Below are 22,250 nucleotides of genomic sequence, written 5' to 3'. Positions count from 1 at the left end.
ATAAGCTCAAAAGAAGGATCCTCTAGAATTTCTAGGGGATTTTTTCTTTAAACTGATTGGTGGAATGTTCAGTACAAAGCCTCTTTAGTAATGTATTTAATAGAACCTGAACATTAAATAAGAATTTTACACGAACTTTCGTATTTCTTTTTAGAAAAATGTTCGGAAATAGGGTTGAAATCTAAAAAACGAAATGATATATTACGAATGTAAATTAAATACGTCGTCGTATAATGTCGGGGATAAGGCCCGTGAGTTTCTACCAAGTTACCGTAAATAACTTGACTACGATTTAGGTTTATACATAAACGTATAAACACTAATTTGTTTCACACACTAATTGTGATGAAATATATCGTAGACATGCGACTAGTAGAGTAGTCAGCGTGTCTTTTTTGTTTTCGATATTGAAGACGACCACACGGAGGATTTTTTGATAATGAAAAAATATTTCATGTTCGATGAATTAGGAACTAATTATCGCCGCGAAATAATAGGCGGTATTACAACCTTCCTTGCAATGGCATATATTCTAGCTGTTAACCCAGGTATTCTAGAAAATGCAGGGATGGATAAAGGTGCTGTTTTCGTAGCAACAGCATTAGCAGCAGCAGTCGGTTCTTTGATTATGGGGATTTTCGCTAAGTTTCCGATTTCACTTGCTCCTGGGATGGGGTTAAATGCATTCTTTGCATTTACTGTAGTCGGAGCATACGGTATTCCGTGGCAAACTGGTTTAACAGGCGTGTTTTTCTCAGGGATTATCTTTATTATTTTATCTTTAACTGGTATCCGCGAAACTGTTATTAATGCTATTCCAGTACAACTTAAGTATGCAGTTTCTGCAGGTATTGGTTTATTTATTACTTTTGTTGGTTTACAAGGAGCAGGGATCATTGTCGATAGCCCAGCGACTTTAGTCACTTTAGGAAGTTTCACAGGCGCTACTTTATTAGCGGTATTCGGAATTATTCTTTCAGTTATTCTTATTATTAAATTGCGCAGTATCGGTATTTTCTTAGGAATGGTGATTACTGCAATTATTGGGATGATCACAGGTATCATTGATCCTCCAACAGCAGTTGTATCAGCTATTCCAAGTGTAGATTCTACATTCATGGTAGCACTAGAACCACTTGGTGACTTCGGTACATTATTTAACGTGAAGTTTTTAGTAGTAGTGTTAACATTCTTGTTTGTTGATTTCTTTGATACAGCTGGTACTTTAATGGCTGTTGCGACACAAGCAGGCTTAGTAAAAGATAATAAATTACCGCGTGCAGGACGTGCCTTAATGGCAGATGCACTAGCAACAACTATCGGTTCTTTATTTGGTACGTCAACAACAACAGCGTATGTAGAGTCAACTTCTGGAGTTGCTGCAGGCGCTCGTTCAGGATTTTCAGCAGTCGTAACAGCAGTACTGTTCTTAGTTGCATTATTCTTCTCACCATTACTAGCAGTGGTAACACCAGCAGTTACTGCCCCAGCTTTAGTAATCGTAGGGGTACTAATGGTATCGTCCTTACGTTTAATTGATTGGGACAAATTCGAAATAGCAGTACCTGCATTCTTTACAGTGTTAATGATGCCACTTGGTTATTCAATTGCTACTGGTATTGCAATCGGCTTTGTATTCTATCCAATTACAATGTTATTAGCCGGTCGTAAAAAAGAAATTCACCCAATGATGTACGGTCTATTCTTTGTTTTCCTTGCATACTTCATTTGGGTACGTTAGTTAAACAGACACCTTTAATTGTTAGTAAGTTGCTAACAATTAGAGGTGTTTTTTATTGAGTTGATTCAAAATAAAAGAAGTTATTATTTTAACAGTTATATAGAAGGAACTCGGTTTTAAATAATGTGAATAGTTTTACTTTAATGAAACACTTGCAAACTTAAATTTAAGATGATATATTTAAACACGTTGTTACGAAACAAACGGACAACTTAAAAAATATTAACATAAACAGTTGACAGTGAGTTAACATTATGTTAAATTATAAAAAGTTACTTAGTGTAACTAGTAAATGAACCTTGAAAACTGAACAAGCAAAACGTAATCAATAAAGTTTTAAGTAGCTAGTTTTGCTAGTGAACGAAACACAATTTTGGACATCAAACATGATGCCAGCAAAACAATTTGAGCTATTCAAATTTCTTTTATGGAGAGTTTGATCCTGGCTCAGGACGAACGCTGGCGGCGTGCCTAATACATGCAAGTCGAGCGAACAGAAAAGGAGCTTGCTCCTTTGACGTTAGCGGCGGACGGGTGAGTAACACGTGGGCAACCCCTCCGTCTGGCCGGTTCGGATTCGTACCTCGCAGAGGTCTTTCCTCGTTACCAGTGCCGTCACTATGACGGTTAAACAGATGACGATCAGGGCGATTAACATCGCCTTTTGCTGCTTCATAGCCTGCTTCTCCTTGCCTTTCGGCACGTAAGAGGCTAACCTACATGTGTCTAGCATGAAATTGGCCTCAGATTAATGTTAAGCGTCTTGCAGGACGCGTAATGTTAACTGGGGCTTTTCTCTATCTGCCGTTGGTATTCATGCCCGAGGCAGATAGCCTCAAGCACCCGCAGGCATTCTACTTAACTCCCGTTATCTCGCCAATATGAAATCAGTCAGAAAGGCGATCCATAAGAATAACAGAACAATAAATTACCCGCACCACCGCAATAGTCAGCGAACATTTAAGAACCAACATGACAGCCTCCCACATTTAAAGTACGTATGTTCTAATAAATATAAATGGCATGATTCTGCGAAATACTTACATAAGCAATTCGCTCAAATCTGACTGTCAGTTTTGAGCGAGAAAAATGATATCTACATATCTATCAAATTACAAATCTTAAAGCCTAAAAAACTTATCGTCCTCCCCAAGCTCAAGCACAACACTATTATTTATGAAGTCTTGATCAATATTCTCCAACTTGTCTTTAAGAATAGCCAATATATATTGACCATTAATCCCCGAAGCTATCTCGAATAACTTATTTATTTGATTTACATGAATTGCCTCAATTCCATCATGAGCTATAAAACGTGGTGTTCTGGCTTCTAAAGACTCCTGGACAGATAAATAGGCAAAATCTAAAGAGGCAACCTGGGCTTTCTTTTTTCCTTCTCCCTGATTACCTGATGTGAGCAAAGTTCCTAAAGGTTCAATGGTAAAAACGAAAGAACCGGAGGAATCTTTATAGGAAAGAATATATTCATCCTGATATAATTTTTTAGTATATAAAGAAAAATAGGAATTGAATAGCGCAAGACGTTTGTTAAAATCGTCAAGTTTAGATTTTAATCTATCTGACACATCATTAAACTTTGCTTTCAGTATATTAAAGTTGTTCTCCATCTCTTGGATTTGAAGTAGTCCAGCTTCAAGCCCACCTTTTTCTTCAAATAATGAATTTAATTTTTTTTGCATTATTTGCAGGTCTGCCAATGTCCCATGCGAAGACAAACTCTTTAAAAGCTCTGATTCTTGAGTCAATAAGTTATTTAGTTCATCTTTATATTTGGAAATTTCTTGCAGCACTGGCTGCATTTGTTTTCTAATAAACTCAGCTTTTTTTACAAGCATTTTATTATGAAACGAAAGTAGCTCAGTAAACTCTTTGTTTAAGTTACCTAACCGATCAGTTGCTTCTAAGTACAACTTCTGTAGATCTAGTGTATTTATATTTTCATGACTTTTTTCCAGATCTAGTATAGCCTTATCGTTTAATTTTTGCTTAAACTCCAAAGATGATAGTATGATAGAAACTTCACTAATTTTAATTTTTAACTCATTTAACTCAGCAAGCATATCATTATAAGAGTCTGCCACTTGAAAATTAGAAATTAACTCTTCTTGTGCTATAATATCTCTATTTATAATTGCAATAGCTTGTTCCAAAGCATTCTTTGAGCGATGGCGAGTAATTACTTCATAATCGGATTTCGCCAGTTTATAGGCTTTAGTCACTGACTGTTTTTCATCCAGAATCTGTGAGTTACCGAACCCAAACATAAACAGATTTAACGTTTCATATTGTGTATTAGAACCCATTTTTATCGTTTTTAATGCGTTCGACATCTTGTCATGCGTATTTCGAATAACACGTCCCATAATCTCTCGTATGGTCGGTTTTATCGCGGAATCAAGATATAATGTTCTTTTTAAAGCCTCGTTGAAATCTTTAGCCTTCGTATAGGACTCTTCATTTATTGAGGCTATAACCTTCGTTTTATTAGTCTCAGATGTAATTTTACGCTTAATTTTTATTACTGGTGCAGTTTTATTATTCAAATCTTTTGTGAGAATTAAACAAAACTCAATCTCGTTCTCTATCAAATAATTTTTTATAACCGAATTTTCTTTCTTGAATTCAGGATCGGTATAAAAATTCAGTTGTTCTGCTCCAAAACAAAAATCTAAAGCTCTTAATACAGTAGTTTTTCCCACACCATTTCCAGTTTGCTCTTTGCTGGAGGTGTTTCGGTCAATAATCAAATTAACGCCAATGTGAAATTCGATATCACGAATCACTCCAAGCCTGAAAGAACTGACTATTAGCCGTTTCAAAAACATAATATCAAATCTCCATTTTCGTTAGCATCAACCAGGCCTAATAAATATAGCCAATTTAAAGTGTAAATATATTGCGTGAATGAAGAGTTGTTATTTTTAGATTTGAATTCATTATACAAGTCTATAATATCAACATACGAATAAGCATTTGAACTCATGCATTCTAATAACCGAGCCCCCAGGTAATACAAGGTTTGGCTTGGTTTTGTTACATCAGAGATAATCATATTGGTTTTTCCAGAATCTTACACTCTACGAATGCATGATAAACGATAAAAGAAGCATGGCATTCGATTTCTTCGCTTGTGTAATTCATTGCCATAAGAGAATTTAAGCATTTCTTAATGATGTGCTCTATTACACTGTCTATTATCCAATCTGCAAACTCTCTTACCAATTGAATCTTTAAATTATTCCGTTCCTGAGCATCCTTGCAGCTCTTATACGCTTCTCTATGTTTAAGTAATAAATCTCCTTGACAATCAAGATATCGTGAATTGATGCTTTTCAGTGCCGTTTCCTTAGCAGTAGGCATACTTTCATTTAATGTTTCATACGCTTTATCTATCATCGAAGAATATAGATAGAACCCTTCAATACGTTCTCTATGTTTTATAACATCATTGAAGTCTATTTTATTCTCAATATCATATGGCTCGTAGTCATTGTTTGTACGAGGATCAATAACATTCGAATCAACTAAAATACCAACAAGATCCATAAAAATCGATGGAGACTTTATAATATCAACAGAGTTAGAATCGACAACCACCTGCACATTACGTGAGTAATTCCCTGACCTTTGAGTAACACCAACCATGATCAGCCTCGCTTGTTTTCATTATTTCCAAAAACGACCGTCTGATTATTTTTTGAATGGCTACCGCTTTTTTGAATTATTGTATGCCCTGAACTTTTTTTATTAACAATAAATGTACCTAAAAATGTTACAAGAAAGCTACCAGAAGTGAACATCAATGGCACACTATTGAAGTGATATGCAGCAAAGCCAGCGCAAGCAACGAATGTCAAAGAAAATATTCTAATCATAATTCGGATCATAGCCACATCCTGTAAGTACTGTTGTCATCTTTTAGTGATTCTTGAATCCCATACTATACAAAAGCTTATCCATCTTTTGTACAAGCTTCCGCTTTGAAAGTGACATTATAAAGTAACTACAACTTAGAGTGCATCCCCCTAAATATCTCCGATGGTGATAGTTGCTGGCTACAACTTACTTTCATAACCAACTAACTGGCTTGCTCTGCGTTAATTAGTGCATAGGAATGTCAGCATTATCCGCTCTTGGCACAAACCAAACGACCACGCTAGCGCTAATCTTGTGCCACGAAAATGTCAATTCACATCTGAACTAATGCTCTTTAATCTCGTCGCTTCAATAGATATCGAGCATTTCCCTGATAGAATGCGAGTATGCGCTGCATAACTTCAGTCTTCCGGCACTCGCGACAGATTATGTTTAGGCGACTGTCGTAGCGGCGTATTTCTCCGTCAGGTAATGACCAGATAAGGTCCGGATCAACCACAGCAGGTTTCTTCACCTTTGCCCTCGAGAGTTTTTTGCGGGCGTTTTGCCAGTCCTTACGCGCCTGTTCAGACGGGAATAACCCGTAGCCGGAGTTGTATACATCGCCACTGTTCAGTACACCTGAAATCTTTACTGCCATATTCACCCCACAAAAAAGCCCGCCTGAACCGGCGGGCTGTCATAACACTGTGTTACCTGGCTAATCAGAATTTATAACCGACACCCACGATGAAACCGTCAGTGCGCCAGTCGCCACTGCCGGAACCTTCATAAGCGACATCAATGGCCACGGACTCGGTCGGGTTAAACTGCACGCCAGCCCCCCACGCCAGAGACGTGTTGCTGTGGCGACCGTCATCACTTCCGGTCAGCACATCGTGCGTTTTCCCCTTATTGTCAGTTACGCGGATATAATCCCCGGAAAAAGTCGACACACGGCTGTAAGCCACACCCGCCATCGCATACGCGCTGAACCATTCATTCACGCGCACAGACGGCCCCGCCATCACGCTGAACCAGCGGTTACGCACGGAATCTTCATGCCAGCGGGTATCGCTGTAACGGGTCAGCTGGCGATTCTTGTCTCCTGCATAGCTGAATGACGTCACCAGACCCAGTGTGTCCGTAAACTCATAACGGTATTTCACGTTAATCCCGTTCAGATCATCGCTGCCGGGAACGTTCGTCGAGGTATGAAGATAGCCCGCGCTCAGCGTGGACTGATGTTCAGACGCCCATGCAGGCGCACAGGATGCGGCCAGACAAATGGCTGCGGACAAAATGGCGGCATAAAGTTTACGCATAATTACCTCTCGCTTTTCTGCAATAAAAAAGGCACCATTTCTGGTGCCCGTATTGGGGTTATAAATATTTCAACGGATACTGATACCGGAAGCCGCTTTTTTGGTCACTATCACCGTACAGTCTGTGATGTTACCTGCACCCTGATTGCCTTTCTGGAAAATCCTGAACTCCAGGGTGACGTTCCCACCACCACTCGGCATATCAATAACCGCGCTGTAACTCCCGGGAACTGCCCCTCTGGTTTCTCTGGATGCGATTAAGACACCGTTTTTGCGAACTTCAAAACCATAACCCGTGTACCTTGTACCTCCCGGGTTATTACCGCTCCCCGGATTGTCATACGCCACACCGTTAAAAATAATGGGCGGAATAATGATTTGACGGTCAAAGTTATGATCATCGCTGATGGTGACGGTAACCGTCCCGTCGGGTGTTTCCGTGTTCCCCCACGTACCAGCCCTTTTCGGGAATGGTCTGGATACCGCTTTAACGAAGTCACCCCTGACCTGGTTCGCCTCCAGCATGCCCTTAATCGTACAGTTCTCATTTACCGTGACGTTGTTGAGCGTTCCGGCGTTCGCGTTCACGTTACCGCTGATATCCGCATTTCTCGCCGTCAGCCGACCGTCAGGTGTCAGGGAAAATGCCGGTGGATATCCACCGCTGGTAATGGTGGGAGCCGTCAGATATTTCAGGAACACTTCATTCATGAATATCTGATCACCCTGACCAACAAACATCGGCTTTGTGTTGCCATTGGCAGGATTAATCATCGCAATCCTGTCTGCCGCCAGCAGCACCTGACTCTGCATGCCGTCGGGGGTGTTCTCAATACCGGCACCGATACCCGCAATATAAAGGCGTCCGTCCTGCATCTGCTGCAGCTTCACAGCCCACATGCTGTTCAGGTTATTATTTGTATCAACCTGAACCTGCTGTATCTGCTGAATTGCTGCACTCTGGTCTTCCAGTTTCTTATTGACGGTCTGTGTGATTTCATTGCTGACATCCGTAATGGACGTCCTGATTTCAGCCAGGTCAGGCGCAAGCTGACCGTTATCAATCTGCGTCCACAGCTCCTGAGCCAGATGGGCTTTCCCTATCTCGCCTTTGAAAAAATCCAGATAACCGGCTGCATCATCACTCGGCTGACCAACAGCCTCCACGAATGCCGATTTGCCAACGGTATTCACGCTGCGGATATAAAAGTAATAATCATGGCCCGGCCTGATATTGATACTGGCAGCTATCCAGCACAGCGCCGTGCCAAGATAGCGGGCTGTGGTTTCAACCTGCCTGATATCCGCAATCCGCTTTTCCGAGAACCAGAACTCAAACTGCACCGTCGGGTCATATACAGCCAGTTTCGGGACCGCTGTTATCTGAAAATACCCTGGTATCAGTTCAATAGTGACAGGCGCTGCCGGTGCGGCAATCCGGAACGATACCGATGCCGGATAGCCCTGCTGCCCCCACGCATTTACCGCCCGGACTGTCAGCCTGTAGTTCCCCAACGCCAGCTGCGTGAAGCGGTATGTGGTTTCCGTCGTCCTGGCTGTGCTGACCAGCCGCTCACTGCCGTCATCCGCTGTCACGGTCAGACGGAGCAGGAAGCTCACGCCCTTCACCACCTTCGGTGTGTCCCATCGCGCCAGCACCTGATATTCCCCGCTGTCTGCAGTGACTTCTGCGGTCAGGTGCTGCACCGCTGGCGGCGTGACACTATTCACCGTGCCACTCTGTTCGCCGTCAAAGTGCGCCCCGTTATCCACGATGGCCTCTTTTTCCGGCTGCGTCACGGCATAATCCGGTAGCGGCGTAAAAATCGCGGAAGGGATGAAAAAAACAGCGCCTGACGGCGCTGTGTCTGGCATGCCTGCAATCCGGGAAACCGGACCAGGAAAAAACTTGCAGGCCATAACAGTATCTACGGATCGATCACGTCCTGTAGGCCGGATAAGGCGTTTACGCCGCATCCGGCAAGAAAATACATCTCTGTTTTAGTACTTTATAAAAGCCCTCTAATCACCTCAATAATCCCCGTCGTCGACACCGACGGCGTGCGGGGGAAATAGACCACCTCACAAATATACGCAAAGCTGTCAAACTTCCCTGCCCAGTCATCCCCCATCACTAAAATATCCGCACTGTACCCGCGCAAATACTCCGCTTTTTGCTCCAGCGACTCTTCCAGAAATACGCCATCCACGCACGCCAGCCCGGCGATGATCGCCATGCGGTCATCCTGATGGTAAACCGGTGCCCTGCCCTTTTTGGCGATGTTCAGGGCGTCGGACGATACGCCGACCAGCAGCCGCTCGCCCAATGCGCGGGCGCGTTGTAAAAGGCGCAGATGACCGACATGAAACACATCGAAGGTGCCGAAGGTGATGACCGTTTTCATGGCTACTCCACTAATTTGTGCCGCAGCCAGCACTGCACGGCGATGTCGTCCACCGCTTTTTGCGCTTTCGCCGTGGCGCTTTCTTGTTGCTCGCGGCGTTTGTCGTCCAGCGTCAGGGCGACTACTTTCTCTTCGCACGCCGCCGCCGTGAGGTTTTTCTGCATTCGCGTGGCTTTGATATTGGCCAGCGTTTTTTCCTGCTCCTGCCAGGCGATTACCTTGCGCAGGGTGCCTTTGTAGCCGCTGACGTTTTTCAGCGATTCCACCGACACCGCCGCACCCGCAGATGTTTTCTCGACAAGGTAGCCTAACGCCTTGATATTGTTGTCATAACCCGCGCAAATCTGTTTTTGCTTTGCCAGCTCGACGGTTTTGTCTTTGACCGATTTATCCCGCAGGCGCTGCAACTGCGCCAGGGTGTCGATGATTTGTCGCATAGTTACTGTTCTGCCTTTTTGGCACAAGGAAAGAGGATTTGCAGGCGGCTTTGCACCAGTTCGAGGGAGGCGGGTTCGCGCATCTCCTGGCGCAAAAATCGCTCAATGGCCGGAAACATTTTCACCGCTTTGTCGACGCTGGCGTCGGCACCTGCCACATAGCCGCCGAGCGGGATCAGAGGTTTGATCTCCATATAGGCGGCATAGTTTTGCTTTAACGCGCGGGCGGATTGCTGATGTTCCAGGCTGGTGACCTGGTTCATGCAGCGGCTGATCGACTGGCCGATATCAATGGCCGGATAGTGCCCCGCTTCCGCCAGTTTGCGGGTTAATACGATATGCCCGTCCAGCACCGCGCGCGCGCAGTCGACAATCGGATCTTGCTGGTCGTCACCTTCCGCCAGCACGGTGTAGATGGCGGTCATCGATCCCGCGCTTTCGCTGTTGCCTGCGCTTTCGACCAGTTTGGGGATCATGCCGAATGCCGATGGCGGATAACCTTTGGTGGCGGGCGGTTCGCCGAGCGAGAGGGCGATTTCCCGCTGCGCCATCGCGTAGCGGGTCAGGGAATCCACCAGCAGTAAGACGTGATGCCCGCGGTCGCGAAACCAGGCGGCGATGGAGTGGCACAGTTCGGTGGCTTTCAGACGCATCAGCGGCGATTCATCGGCAGGCGCGACGACGACGATAGACTTTGCCAGCCCGTCCGCGCCCAGCGAGTGGTCGATAAACTCTTTCACTTCGCGCCCGCGTTCCCCAATCAGCCCAACCACCACGATATCGGCTTTGGTCTGGCGGGTGATCATCCCCAGCAGCACGCTTTTCCCGACGCCGCTGCCTGCCATTAGTCCGACGCGCTGGCCTTTGCCGATGGTCAGCAGGCCGTTGATCGCTTTCACGCCCACGTCCAGCGGTTCGTCTACCGAACGACGAGTTAAGGGATTAACCGAGGGCGGCAACGGCGGCAGAAGGTCGTTGCCGTTCAGGCGGCCTTTGCCATCCAGCGGTTCGCCGAGGCCATTCACCACGCGGCCTAACCAGCTTTCGCCTATCAGGATGTCGTGGGCTTTTTCTTCCGGGAAGACGCGTGCGCCTGCCATCAGGCCGACCGGCTGTTTAAACGGCATTAAATAGGTGATGTCGCGATTAAAGCCCACGGCCTGCGCGTCGATCAGCGTGTGATTGGCACTTTCGATGCGGCACAGCTGCCCGGTCATTAGCGGGCAGCCGACACTCTCCAGCAGGATGCCGTTAAGGCGCACCAGCCGCCCGGCGACGCGGGCCAGCGGGATCGACTCCAGCGAGCGCAGGGCGTTATCGAACGCAGAAAAATCACTCACCCTGCGACTCCGGCGTGAGTGTTTCTTTCAGCGCGGTCATGCATTGTTCAAGGCGATGCTCGCAGCCGATATCCAGTTCGGATTTGTCGGTGATCACCCGGCATTCGCCCGGTGGCAGATCCGGCGAAGGCGTCAGCCCCCATTCGCTGACCTTTTCCGGCACCGCGTCGCGCAGGCGGTTAAACTCTTCCGTACTCAGCATCACTTGCAGGGTTTCCGGCATCGCCGGGAAGGCCGCCAGCGCCTCTTCCACCAGCGCCAGCAACTGCGTCGGTTGCAGCGCCAGTTCGCAGCGGATCACCTGCCGCGTCACCTTTTCCACCAGTTGCAGCAAATCTTCCCGCTGTTTACGTTCGATATGGGCGAGAAAGTCGTTCACTTTACCGGTGATGGCTTCCAGCGGCTGCGCCGCCTCAACAAACTGTTTGCGCCCTTCCTGCTGCCCGGCGAGACTGCCTTCGGTGTAGCCCTGGCGTCGCCCCTCGGCAAAACCTTGCTGATGACCTTCGCTAAAGCCCTGCTCCTGACCTTCGGTCATTCCCTGAGCAAAACCTTTTTGCAGCCCTTCCTGAAAACCGTCCATCAACTGGCGCTGGTAATCGGCGGCGCTAATGCTGGCGGTGAGCGGTTCTCCGGTCACCGCACGCTGGCGCGGCGGGAAGCGGTGCAGGCGATAGCGCCCGCGCAGTGTTTCAATGGTCATGGGTTACTCCGCCGTCTGTTCCGCAAAGAGCTGTAGCTGAATTTCGCCCGCCTCTTCCAGTTCACGGGCGATGCCCATGATTTCGCGGCGGATCTGTTCGATACGGCTGACCGGCACCGGCCCCAGGCGCGCGGTGATCGCTTCCAGTTGTTGCGCCTGCCGTTTTGGCATTACCGCGTAAATCGAACGGCGCAGCAGGGCTTCGGTGCCTTTCAGCGCCACCGCCCAGTCTTCCATCGGCACTTCGTCAAGCAGACGTCGACGCACCTCTTCGTTCTGGCGGCTGAGGATAAAGAAGTCGTACATCTCATCCTGAAGCTGCTCCAGCACCTCTTCGTCGCGCTCGCGCATCTGGTCGAGGATCACCTGCTGGTTGCCCTGGAAGCGGTTGACGATATCCGCCGCCTGTTTGATGCCTTTCACTTTTGAGCCGTGTTCCGAAAGCACCGACAGGCCGCGTTCGATCAGCCTGTCCAGTTCATCCACCACGTCGCGGTTGACGTCGTTGAGTTTCGCCACCCGGTAGAGAATTTCGTTTTGCACCGATTCGTTGAGATACGAGAGCACCGCTGCCGAGATTTCCGGCGTCAGAAACGCGAGGAACACCGCCTGTAATTGCAGATGTTCTTCGGAGATCAGCATCGCCAGCTGGCGTGGTTCCACCCATTGCAGGCGCGCCATCCGCGAGCGGATCTCATCGCCGTAGATGCCGTTGATCACACTGCTGGCGATCTCGGTGCCGAGGGCTTTGTTGAGAATACCCTGCAACATGGATCGCGATGCGCCGTTGATCCCGCTCTGTTCGCGGAACTCATCAAAGAAGTTATTGATCACTTTGCGCGCCATGCTGGTTTTCACGCCGGAAAGCCGTGCCATGTTTTCGCTCAGGCGCACCACTTCTTCGCGGCTGAGTTTTTGCATCACCGTCGCCGCCGCCTCTTCGCCCAGACACAGCAGCAGGATCGCCGCCTGTTCCAGGTAGCTGTTGCTCTTATTTGTTGTCAATTCGCTCATTGCTGGTGATCCATTGTCTGAGAACTTCGGCTACGCGATCGGTGTCGCTCATGGCCAGTTTTTGCAGGAACTCGAGTTTTACTTCCAGGCCGGAACTCTGAGACGGCAGGCTGTCATCGCCGGGCAGCGACGGCAGATCGACGTTTTTGCGCTCCTCTTCCGGCATGGCAATCCACGGTTCGCTGACGGCTTCCGATTCTGGTGTGATAATCGGTGCACGTACCGCCGTCAGCCGTTTCATTACCGGGCGCACCACGAAGAACAGCAACAACAGCGCCAGCAGGCCGCAGCCAATCAGGCGCACCCAGGCCAGCACGCTGTCATCTTTCCACAGCGGAATAATTGGTTCGACCGGCACCGCCTGCGGCACAAAGTTAAGCAGTGAAAGCGTCAGGTTATCCCCACGTTGCGCGTCAATACCGGCGGCATTGTTCAGCAACGCGGTAAGCTGCGCGGTCTGCTCCGGCTTCCAGTTTTTCAGCGCCGGAGCGTTTTGATTGAGCACCACCGCCACATTGAGGCGTTTCACCGCAAAGCCGGGATGCTGAATATGCTGGACGCTACGGTCGTAAGAGTAATCGCGCTTGCTTTCGCTGTGTTTGGATAACGCTTCCGGCGAGCGATTTTCTTCCGTACCGTTAGTCATTTGATTCGCCGCAACCGGCGGACGGTTGCTGAGAGAGCCGGGCACACCCATCGCCACCTGATTGGTGTCGCTGTCCAGCACGCTCTCTTCGCGGTTTATTTTCGGCGCGTCGCCGTAGTGTTCCTGAGTTTCGTCGATGGTGCTGAGGTCGAGATCCGGCATCACGCTGACACGGTAATTCCCGCTGCCGACCAGCGAATCCAGCACGTTCGCCACGCTGGCGTGGGTTTTGTCCTGAATGTCTTTGAGGATCTGATCGCGTTTACGGGTAGCGGCAGAGACCGCCTCGCCCGCGCCGATGCCGTCGGTCAGCAGATTTCCCGCCTGATCAACCACGCTAACTTTGCTGGCGTGCAGCCCCGGAATGCTGCCGGAAACCAGATGCACAATGGCGTTCACCTGGTCCATATTCAGCTTCGCGCCGTAGTGCAGACGCACCACCACCGAGGCGCTGTTTTGCGGCTCATCGCTGACCACAAACGAGCTTTCTTCGTTGAGCGCCAGATGCACCCGCGCGCTCTCCACCGCGTCCAGCGACATAATGCTCTGCGCCAGCTCCCCTTCGAGGCTGCGTTTATAGCGCACGTTCTGCACGAACTGGCTGCTGCCAAGCACTTCGTCTTTGTCCATCAGCTCGTAGCCGCTGGGCAAAATCGCCTGCACGCCTTTGGCGGCAAGGGTCATGCGCGTTTTCGACAGCGCCTCTTCCGGCACCAGTATCTGCCCGCTTTGCGGGTCAATGCGGTAGGTGAGCTTTTCGCCGTCCAGCACGGTGACAATCTGCGACACGGGCAGATTTTCCTGGCGTCCGTAGAGCGAGACGTAGCCGCGATTGCCGGTCCACAGCACGCTAACGATAATCGCCGTCGCCGCCACGGCAAGCCCCACACCCGCCATCAGCGCCCAGCGTTTGTTATCTGCGAGACGCAGTCGAAACGCCGGAAACGCCTGGGTTAACTTCTTTATTTGTGCATTCATAGGGTTAGATCGACATACTCATCAGATCGTTAAATCCGGTGGCGATTTTGTTGCGCACCTGCACCAGCGCGGAGAAAGAGAGCGACGCCTGCTGGCTGGCGATCATCGCACCTGCCAGATCATCGCTTTTGCCCATGTCGATAGCCGTTTGCTGCTGCTCCGCCACCTGCTGGAACTGGTCAACGTGACCGAGCGCGCCCTGCATAATGCGGTGAAACGAAACGTCCGGGTCGGTGGAACTGAAGGTCATGGCGGGCAGCACCGGCGCCTGGGCGTTGGCCTGCATCCGCTGCACGTCCTGCATGATCTGCGCCTGCATGGTGCTGTTGATTGTGGTAATGCTCATTTTTAACTTCCGGGTCAGGAGAAAACTTCGATACCGTGCTTGCGCATGGAGGCCAGTCGATAGCGCAGTGCGCGCGGGGTAATACCTAACAGGTCGGCGATTTTGCTGCGGTTGCCCTGATATTTACGCATCAGGTCAGCGATATATTGATACTGGGCGCTTCGTCCGTGCTGGCCTAAATCGCTGGTTTCGGCAATGTGTACGGCGGGCTGAGCAGGCCATTGCAGTTCGCTGTGGTCGGCAATGTCATTTTCCGGCAGGCCTAAGGCGTCCGGGTAAATTACACCGTCGCGATTTAAAATCATTCCCCGCTGAATGGCGTTCTCCAGCTGGCGCACATTGCCGGGCCAGCGGTAATTCAGCATCGCACGGCGGGTAGATTCTGAAAGGGTTATATTTTTCACCAGCACCGTGGAGTATTTTTTTATAAATGACTCTGCCAGCGGAATAATATCGTTCAGACGTTCACGCAGCGGCGGCATGGTAATAGGAATAACCGCCAGACGATAATAGAGATCTTCACGAAAACGCCCGGCGGCGACTTCCTGCTCAAGGTTTTTATTGGTGCAGGCAATCAGGCGAAAATTGAGTTTAATTTGTCGGTTGCTGCCTAATCGCTCAACCTGTTGTTCCTGCAATACGCGTAATATTTTGGCCTGTAACGCCAGCGGCATATCGCCAATTTCATCGAGTAATAAGGTGCCGTTATTCGCCAGTTCCATTTTTCCTGGCACACTGGCAATTGCGCCGGTAAATGCGCCTTTGTCGTAGCCAAATAAGGTTGCTTCCAGCATGTTTTCCGGGATCGCAGCGCAGTTCACGCCGATATAGGGCGCGTTTTCATTTTCACCAAAGGCGACTGTGTGAATATATTTCGCCACGCACTCTTTGCCCGCGCCGGTTTCGCCCTGAATGAGCACCGGCACGTTAAATGCGGCGACACGCTTTGCCAGATTAAAAGCGTTAATGCTGGAAGCGGCAGTTGCAATAAGTTCAGACATAGGGTGAACGATATAAGTAGCGACAATAATCAGGATGTTCTGAAGCGTATCACCGGCGGGATTAACAAGTTCGAATTAAACGATAATAAAAATATTATTTGTTTATAAACAATGATTTATCCATGTAGGCCGGATAAGGCGTTTACGCCGCATCCGGCAATTGTGCACCGGTGCCTGATGCGATGCGGCGCGTCTTATCAGGCCTACAGTTCGTGCAATGTTTTATGACGATGCCCGACATCTCACCCTTTAATAATTTAATTATTTTTTCATCCTATTAATAATTTGCCCCTTTCACTCCCCCTCTATTTAATACCTCACCTTGTGTCACTGCCGGATTTGCGTGCACAAAATCGCCCATACCATTACAGCAGAGAAAGTAAGCCATGCTGAAGTACAGTAAAACGCCAGGCATCTTTAAATTAGAAGGTAATCGGCTCGGACGCCCCTACCATCGCCTGCCGACCCTGTTTACGGGGAATTTTGACGTGATTGATTCGCATCTGGGCAGCTACTTTCTCAAAAAGCATCGCAGCAATATCACCCTAAAAAAGATTGGCTGCGAAATGGATATTATTAATAAAAACGCTGAACTGATGGTTTCCCAGGTCGGGCATCTGGCGTTTGATATTGATCGCTCTTTGCTGTTAATGCTGCTGGGCAATTTTTATGGTCTGGAGTCCTCTCTTGAAGAGGCGAAAGCGCATAACGGGCTGCCGACCAAAACCGAAACGCGGTTAAAAAACCGTCTGGCGCTGGATATCTGCACGCTGATTTTTAATCTGCAAACCTCCGGTATTGCGCTGAAATTAAAGCTGGACAGCAGCACGGTAATTACCCACTGGGCGTATCAATTAACCTTTACCCTTGCGGGCGATGAAGAGAGCCGTTTTCGTATTTTGCTCGACGACGCCCACACCGATTTTATTTTGAATCTGATCCGCCACAGCGAGCACAGTAAACCGCAGCAGGTGGCGAAATCCGTTAATAAACCGGCCCTGATTAAAGAAATCATCCGCTCCCTGCCGCTGACCCTGAACGTCAAAATCGCCGAGCTATCGATGAATGTCGCGGATCTCACGCAGATAAAAGCCGGGGATATTTTACCCATCTCGCTGGGAGAAACGTTCCCGGTGGCGATTGGGCAATCTGAATTATTTAGCGCCCTGATTGTGGAAGACAAAGACAAACTGTTTTTGTCGGAGCTGGCGGGCAAAAATGAGAATAGCCATGAGTAAGCAAGAAGATATTTTAGCCGGGGATTTTGGCCTCACCGATGAAGTTGCGCCTGTCGCAAAATCCGCCGACGCTGAAACGCTGGTCACCCGCCTGGAAGACCGTTTTTCCGACTCGATGACGCTGCTAAAACGCATTCCGGTGACCTTAACGCTGGAAGTGTCATCAGTAGAAATAATGTTAGCCGACCTCCTTAACATCGACGACGACACGGTGATTGAGCTGGATAAACTCGCCGGGGAGCCGCTGGATATCAAAGTGAACAATATCCTGCTGGGCAAAGCGGAAGTGGTGGTGGTCAACGAGAAGTACGGCCTGCGCGTGCTGGAATTTAACACCCGCGATATCAACGACCTGGCACCATGAAACGCCGCACTCAACTGACGCTGGGCCTTGGGCTGCTGGCGCTTGCGCCGCTGGCGTTGGCCCAGGGCGGCGATATTGCGCTGCTTAACGTGGTCACCCACGGCAACACTCAGGAGTACAGCGTCAAAATCCAGGTGCTGATTCTGATGACCCTCGTCGGTTTGCTGCCTACGATGGTGCTGATGATGACCTGCTTTACGCGCTTTATTATCGTGCTGTCGCTGCTGCGCCAGGCGCTAGGGCTACAACAAACGCCGCCAAACCGCATTCTGATTGGCATTGCGCTCTCCCTCACCATGCTGGTGATGCGCCCCATCTGGCTCAATATTTACGACCACGCAGTAGTGCCGTTTGAAAATGATCAGATTACCCTGACCGATGCGTTAAGCACCGCCGCGACGCCACTCAAACGCTTTATGCTGGCGCAGACTGACAAAAAAGCGATGGCGCAAATCATGACTATCGGCGGCGCGAAGGGCCATGCCGCCGACCAGGATCTCTCGATTGTGGTGCCCGCCTATGTGTTGAGCGAGCTGAAAACCGCCTTCCAGATTGGCTTTATGATTTACATCCCGTTTCTGGTTATCGACCTGATTGTCGCCAGCGTACTGATGGCGATGGGGATGATGATGCTGTCGCCGCTGATCGTTTCGCTACCCTTTAAGCTGATGCTGTTTGTGCTGATCGACGGCTGGTCGCTGACCATCGGTACACTCACCACCAGCATTCGCGGGCTGGGGCTGGGCTGATGATGCTGACCATAGACGTAGCCGCCGACATTGTCGCCAGCGGCATAAAAGTGGTGATTTTGCTGGTTTCGGTGCTGGTAGTGCCGAGCCTGCTGGTCGGCCTGCTGGTGAGCGTGTTCCAGGCGGTAACGCAGATTAACGAACAGACCCTAAGCTTTTTGCCGAGGCTGATTGTCACGCTGGTGGTGCTGGGCGTGTGCGGTAAATGGATGATTATCCAGTTGCATGATCTCTGCATTCACCTGTTTACCCAGGCCGCGTTGCTGGTTCATTGAGATGCGCACAAGCGACGTTACGCAACTGATGGAGCTGGCGCTGGGGCTGTGGTTTCCCTTTGTGCGCATTATGGCGTTTCTGCGCTATGTGCCTGTGCTGGATAACAGCGCCCTGACCGTGCGCGTGCGGATTATTTTGTCGCTGGCGCTGGCAATCATCATCACGCCGTTGATCCCCCATCCTGTTCCCCACGACCTGATATCGCTCAACAGCCTGATCCTGACGGTGGAGCAAATTTTATGGGGCATGTTATTCGGGCTGATGTTTCAGTTTTTGTTTCTGGCGCTACAGCTGGCCGGGCAAATTCTCTCGTTCAATATGGGGATGAGCATGGCGGTGATGAACGACCCGAGCAGTGGCGCATCGACCACCGTGCTGGCGGAGCTCATCAACGTCTACGCGATCCTGCTGTTTTTTGCCATGGACGGGCATCTGCTGCTGGTGAGTGTGCTGTATAAGGGCTTTACCTACTGGCCGATTGGCAACGCGCTGCATCCGCAAACCCTGCGCACCATCGCGCTGGCCTTTAGCTGGGTGCTGGCGTCCGCATCGCTGCTGGCGCTGCCAACCACTTTTATCATGCTGATTGTGCAGGGCTGCTTTGGCCTGCTCAACCGCATTGCGCCGCCGCTGAACCTTTTTTCACTCGGTTTTCCCATCAACATGCTGGCGGGGCTGGTCTGCTTTGCCACCCTGCTCTACAACCTGCCGGATCACTATCTGCATCTGGCGAATTTTGTGTTGCAGCAACTCGACGCGCTGAAAGGTCACTATGGCGGATAGCAGCAGCGAAGAAAAAACAGAGAAACCCTCGGCGCAAAAGCTGCGTAAAGCGCGCGAAGAGGGGCAACTGCCGCGCTCGAAGGATATGGGGCTGGCGGCGAGCCTGTTTGCGGCATTTGTGGTGATCTCCAGCAGCTTCCCGTGGTATGCCGATTTTGTGCGCGAGAGTTTTATCAGCGTGCACCAGTATGCACAGGAGATTAATAACCCAGAGGTGATCGGCCAGTTTCTGCGCCATCACCTGTTAATTCTCGGCAAGTTTATTCTCACCTTGCTGCCGATGCCCGCCGCCGCGCTACTCTCCTCACTAGTGCCCGGCGGCTGGCTGTTTCTGCCTAAAAAAATCCTCCCGGATTTCAGCAAAATCAGCCCGTTAAAAGGCATTGGGCGGCTGTTTTCCAGTGAACATCTGGCGGAAACGGGAAAGATGACGGTGAAGTCGGTGGTGGTGCTGGTGATGCTGTGGGTAAGCCTGCGCAATAACTTTGCCTCCTTTCTCGGCCTGCAGGCGCTACCGTTCAAACTGGCGATGAATGAGGGTTTATCGCTCTACGCCTGCGTGATGCGCAACTTTGTCATCCTGTTTATCTTCTTTGCGTTAATCGACGTGCCGCTGGCGAAAGCCCTGTTTACCAAAGGGCTGAAGATGACCAAACAGGAGCTGAAAGAAGAGTATAAAAACCAGGAAGGCAAGCCGGAAGTGAAGGCGCGCGTGCGGCGTCTGCAACGGCAGTTGGCGATGGGGCAAATTCGCAAAGTGGTGCCGAAAGCCAACGTGGTGATCACCAACCCGACCCACTACGCCGTGGCGTTGCAGTATGACTCGTCGCGCGCCGCCGCGCCGTTTGTGGTGGCAAAAGGCACCGATGAAATCGCCCTCTATATTCGCCAGGTCGCCGCTGAGAATCAGGTGGAAGTGGTCGAGTTCCCGCGACTGGCGCGCTCGGTTTACTACACCACCCAGGTGAACCAGCAAATTCCGTTTCAGCTTTACCGGGCCATCGCCCACGTTCTGACCTACGTCCTGCAAATGAAACACTGGCGCGAGGGTGCACAGCCGCGCCCGGCCCTGAACAGACATATTTCCATTCCCAAAGAGGTGCTTAAACTGGATGGCGAAAACAACTAAATCGTTCCTCGCGCTGCTGCGCGGCGGCAATCTTGGCGTGCCGCTGGTGATCCTGTGTATTCTGGCGATGGTTATTTTGCCGCTGCCGCCTGCGCTGCTGGATATTCTGTTCACCTTCAACATTGTGCTGGCGGTGATGGTGCTGCTGGTGGCGGTGTCGGCGAAACGACCGCTGGAATTCAGCCTGTTCCCGACCATTTTGCTGATCACCACCTTAATGCGCCTGACGCTCAACGTCGCCTCTACGCGCGTGGTGCTGCTGCACGGGCATCTCGGCGCGGACGCGGCGGGTAAGGTGATTGAGTCGTTTGGTCAGGTGGTGATCGGCGGCAACTTTGTTGTCGGCTTTGTGGTGTTTATCATCCTGATGATCATCAACTTTATTGTCGTCACCAAAGGGGCCGAGCGTATTTCCGAGGTTTCAGCCCGCTTTACCCTGGATGCGATGCCCGGTAAGCAGATGGCGATTGACGCCGATCTTAATGCCGGGTTGATCAATCAGGCGCAGGCACAAACCCGACGTAAAGATGTTGCCAGCGAGGCCGATTTCTACGGCGCGATGGACGGGGCATCGAAATTTGTGCGCGGGGATGCTATCGCCGGGATGATGATTCTGGCGATCAACCTGATCGGCGGCGTCTGTATCGGGATCTTCAAATACAACCTGAGCGCCGACGCCGCCTTCCAGCAGTATGTGCTGATGACCATCGGCGACGGGCTGGTGGCGCAAATCCCTTCCCTGCTACTCTCCACCGCGGCGGCGATTATCGTCACCCGCGTCAGCGACAACGGCGATATCGCCCATGACGTGCGTAACCAGTTGCTGGCAAGCCCGTCGGTGCTCTACACCGCTACCGGAATTATGTTCGTACTGGCGGTAGTGCCGGGAATGCCACATCTGCCGTTTTTGCTGTTCAGCGCCCTGCTTGGCTTTACCGGCTGGCGGATGAGCAAACGCCCGCAGGCGGCGGAAGCGGAAGAGAAAAGTCTCGAAACGCTGACCCGCACCATCACCGAAACCAGCGAGCAACAGGTCAGTTGGGAAACCATTCCGCTGATCGAGCCCATCAGCTTAAGCCTCGGCTACAAGCTGGTGGCGCTGGTGGAGTACAAACAAATATCGGGATGAATCGTGTTGCTGCTTATACAGACGATTTACAGGAAAAGGCTGTCCTAACCGTTTTTGATGCATTCGAGGCGATACATGCCAAGTCCTATTCTTATATTTTCACAACGCTTTGTACAAACAAAGAAATAGATGAAATCTTTGAATGGATCAAAAAGAATGAATTTCTACAATATAAGGCGAATAAAATTGCAAACATATATACATCTATTAAGGAAAATGATGATGAATCATTATGGAAGGCTATGTTTGCTTCGGTAATGTTGGAGAGCTTCTTATTTTATTCAGGATTCTTCTATCCATTATATTTAGGTGGACAAGGAGTATTGCGTAATAGTGCAGAGGTAATTTCGCTTATATTAAGAGATGAGTCTATACACGGTGTAGCTGTTGGGTTTTTTGCACAAGGTATTTTCAGCAAGTTTGACGCTGAAAAGCAAAACGAATTAAAAGTATGGGGGTATGAATTACTACTAGACTTATATCAAAACGAAATGAAATACACTGATGATATTTATGCTGAAACAGGATTAAGTCCAGATGTAAAAGCCTATGTAAGATACAATGCTAACAAAGCCTTAATGAATCTTGGATTAGATACTATGTTCCCAGAAGAGGAAGTCAATCCAATTGTGATGAATGGTATTCGTAATGAAGGAAGTACTTATGACTTCTTTTCACAAAAGGGAGCTACATATGCTAAAGCTAAAGTAGTACCAATTAATGACGACACATTTGACTTTTCAAACTTATAGTAAAAGGGGATTTTATAT

At 49.6% G+C, this 22,250-nt stretch carries 25 protein-coding genes and 1 riboswitch; of the genes, 9 read left to right on the top strand and 16 right to left on the bottom strand.

The annotated features are described in order from the left end of the window. Positions 1-206 precede the first annotated feature (206 nt). A riboswitch (purine riboswitch) is annotated at positions 207-308 on the top strand. A 131-nt stretch (positions 309-439) separates the two neighbouring features. Beyond that, complete coding sequence (locus QH639_RS02705) at positions 440-1,741, top strand: NCS2 family permease (protein WP_131522313.1); 1,302 nt, start codon at positions 440-442, stop codon at positions 1,739-1,741. A gap of 520 nt (positions 1,742-2,261) precedes the next feature. Here QH639_RS02705 and QH639_RS02700 read toward each other — a convergent pair. The 16 genes from QH639_RS02700 to QH639_RS02630 all read right to left on the bottom strand — a co-directional run bounded on the left by QH639_RS02700 (position 2,262) and on the right by QH639_RS02630 (position 15,812). Beyond that, a complete protein-coding gene (locus QH639_RS02700; RefSeq protein WP_281115638.1) occupies positions 2,262-2,417 on the bottom strand; it encodes a Hok/Gef family protein in 156 nt (51 codons plus the stop codon). A gap of 445 nt (positions 2,418-2,862) precedes the next feature. Beyond that, positions 2,863-4,587: a DUF2326 domain-containing protein gene (locus QH639_RS02695; protein WP_000479014.1), complete on the bottom strand. Its 1,725-nt coding sequence runs from the start codon at positions 4,585-4,587 to the stop codon at positions 2,863-2,865. Next, on the bottom strand, positions 4,578-4,745 hold the full coding sequence (locus tag QH639_RS26450; RefSeq protein WP_350027958.1) for an ABC-three component system middle component 6: 168 nt from the start codon (positions 4,743-4,745) through the stop codon (positions 4,578-4,580). Before QH639_RS26450 ends, QH639_RS02695 begins: the two co-directional genes overlap by 10 nt. A 65-nt stretch (positions 4,746-4,810) precedes the next feature. Continuing rightward, positions 4,811-5,407, bottom strand: coding sequence for an ABC-three component system protein (locus QH639_RS02690; protein WP_032286199.1), 597 nt, complete (start codon positions 5,405-5,407; stop codon positions 4,811-4,813). Positions 5,408-5,409: 2 nt separating this feature from the next. Further along, on the bottom strand, positions 5,410-5,649 hold the full coding sequence (locus tag QH639_RS02685) for a hypothetical protein (RefSeq protein ID WP_001367360.1): 240 nt from the start codon (positions 5,647-5,649) through the stop codon (positions 5,410-5,412). A 323-nt stretch (positions 5,650-5,972) separates the two neighbouring features. Further along, on the bottom strand, positions 5,973-6,278 hold the full coding sequence (locus QH639_RS02680; RefSeq protein ID WP_281115637.1) for a DUF977 family protein: 306 nt from the start codon (positions 6,276-6,278) through the stop codon (positions 5,973-5,975). A gap of 64 nt (positions 6,279-6,342) precedes the next feature. After that, positions 6,343-6,942: an Ail/Lom family outer membrane beta-barrel protein gene (locus QH639_RS02675; protein ID WP_281115636.1), complete on the bottom strand. Its 600-nt coding sequence runs from the start codon at positions 6,940-6,942 to the stop codon at positions 6,343-6,345. A 69-nt stretch (positions 6,943-7,011) separates the two neighbouring features. Beyond that, positions 7,012-8,817 (bottom strand): phage tail tip domain-containing protein, encoded by a 1,806-nt coding sequence (locus tag QH639_RS02670; protein ID WP_281115635.1) that lies wholly within the window; start codon positions 8,815-8,817, stop codon positions 7,012-7,014. 134 nt (positions 8,818-8,951) lie between these two features. Beyond that, the gene (locus tag QH639_RS02665) at positions 8,952-9,347 is read right to left on the bottom strand and encodes an FAD synthase family protein (RefSeq protein WP_000859525.1); all 396 of its coding nucleotides are present in this window, start codon (positions 9,345-9,347) and stop codon (positions 8,952-8,954) included. A 2-nt stretch (positions 9,348-9,349) separates the two neighbouring features. Further along, a complete protein-coding gene (fliJ, locus tag QH639_RS02660) occupies positions 9,350-9,784 on the bottom strand; it encodes a flagellar export protein FliJ (RefSeq protein WP_001248925.1) in 435 nt (144 codons plus the stop codon). A gap of 2 nt (positions 9,785-9,786) precedes the next feature. Then, positions 9,787-11,124, bottom strand: coding sequence for a flagellar protein export ATPase FliI (fliI, locus tag QH639_RS02655; RefSeq protein ID WP_001279403.1), 1,338 nt, complete (start codon positions 11,122-11,124; stop codon positions 9,787-9,789). After that, positions 11,117-11,827 carry a flagellar assembly protein FliH gene (fliH, locus tag QH639_RS02650; RefSeq protein ID WP_000151519.1) on the bottom strand — a complete coding sequence of 237 codons (711 nt, stop codon included), beginning with the start codon at positions 11,825-11,827 and terminating at the stop codon, positions 11,117-11,119. The genes fliI and fliH overlap by 8 nt, the downstream gene beginning before the upstream one ends. Before the next feature lie 3 nt (positions 11,828-11,830). After that, positions 11,831-12,841 (bottom strand): flagellar motor switch protein FliG, encoded by a 1,011-nt coding sequence (locus QH639_RS02645; RefSeq protein ID WP_001293171.1) that lies wholly within the window; start codon positions 12,839-12,841, stop codon positions 11,831-11,833. After that, entirely contained in the window at positions 12,819-14,465 is a 1,647-nt protein-coding gene (gene fliF, locus QH639_RS02640) for a flagellar basal-body MS-ring/collar protein FliF (protein WP_000993687.1), read from the bottom strand. The genes QH639_RS02645 and fliF overlap by 23 nt, the downstream gene beginning before the upstream one ends. Positions 14,466-14,469: 4 nt before the next feature. Then, positions 14,470-14,811 (bottom strand): flagellar hook-basal body complex protein FliE, encoded by a 342-nt coding sequence (gene fliE / locus QH639_RS02635; protein WP_000029081.1) that lies wholly within the window; start codon positions 14,809-14,811, stop codon positions 14,470-14,472. Between the two features lie 14 nt (positions 14,812-14,825). Beyond that, a complete protein-coding gene (locus QH639_RS02630) occupies positions 14,826-15,812 on the bottom strand; it encodes a sigma-54 interaction domain-containing protein (RefSeq protein ID WP_039022761.1) in 987 nt (328 codons plus the stop codon). A gap of 386 nt (positions 15,813-16,198) precedes the next feature. On the opposite strand from QH639_RS02630, the gene QH639_RS02625 reads away from it, so the two are divergent. From QH639_RS02625 to QH639_RS02590, 8 genes are read left to right on the top strand one after another with little or no spacing between them, the layout of a single operon-like run. Continuing rightward, positions 16,199-17,050 (top strand): FliM/FliN family flagellar motor switch protein, encoded by an 852-nt coding sequence (locus QH639_RS02625; RefSeq protein WP_001754873.1) that lies wholly within the window; start codon positions 16,199-16,201, stop codon positions 17,048-17,050. Then, complete coding sequence (locus QH639_RS02620; RefSeq protein WP_000043127.1) at positions 17,043-17,414, top strand: FliM/FliN family flagellar motor switch protein; 372 nt, start codon at positions 17,043-17,045, stop codon at positions 17,412-17,414. Before QH639_RS02625 ends, QH639_RS02620 begins: the two co-directional genes overlap by 8 nt. Further along, the gene (gene fliP / locus QH639_RS02615; protein ID WP_039022762.1) at positions 17,411-18,163 is read left to right on the top strand and encodes a flagellar type III secretion system pore protein FliP; all 753 of its coding nucleotides are present in this window, start codon (positions 17,411-17,413) and stop codon (positions 18,161-18,163) included. The genes QH639_RS02620 and fliP overlap by 4 nt, the downstream gene beginning before the upstream one ends. Further along, positions 18,163-18,438, top strand: coding sequence for a flagellar biosynthetic protein FliQ (locus QH639_RS02610; RefSeq protein WP_000979709.1), 276 nt, complete (start codon positions 18,163-18,165; stop codon positions 18,436-18,438). Before fliP ends, QH639_RS02610 begins: the two co-directional genes overlap by 1 nt. A gap of 1 nt (position 18,439) precedes the next feature. Continuing rightward, complete coding sequence (gene fliR / locus QH639_RS02605) at positions 18,440-19,222, top strand: flagellar biosynthetic protein FliR (protein WP_032217627.1); 783 nt, start codon at positions 18,440-18,442, stop codon at positions 19,220-19,222. Then, positions 19,212-20,351: a flagellar type III secretion system protein FlhB gene (gene flhB / locus QH639_RS02600; RefSeq protein WP_000785662.1), complete on the top strand. Its 1,140-nt coding sequence runs from the start codon at positions 19,212-19,214 to the stop codon at positions 20,349-20,351. Before fliR ends, flhB begins: the two co-directional genes overlap by 11 nt. Then, on the top strand, positions 20,335-21,480 hold the full coding sequence (locus tag QH639_RS02595) for an FHIPEP family type III secretion protein (RefSeq protein ID WP_281115634.1): 1,146 nt from the start codon (positions 20,335-20,337) through the stop codon (positions 21,478-21,480). Before flhB ends, QH639_RS02595 begins: the two co-directional genes overlap by 17 nt. Further along, positions 21,390-22,232 carry a ribonucleotide-diphosphate reductase subunit beta gene (locus tag QH639_RS02590; protein WP_281115633.1) on the top strand — a complete coding sequence of 281 codons (843 nt, stop codon included), beginning with the start codon at positions 21,390-21,392 and terminating at the stop codon, positions 22,230-22,232. The genes QH639_RS02595 and QH639_RS02590 overlap by 91 nt, the downstream gene beginning before the upstream one ends. Positions 22,233-22,250: the final 18 nt, after the last annotated feature.

The organism is Lysinibacillus sp. 1 U-2021 (assembly GCF_029916965.1).
In the GTDB taxonomy this organism is placed as follows: Bacteria; Bacillota; Bacilli; order Bacillales_A; family Planococcaceae; genus Lysinibacillus; species Lysinibacillus capsici.
Note: the sequence above shows the minus strand (reverse complement) of the source record. Positions and strands in the feature narration are given on the sequence as shown.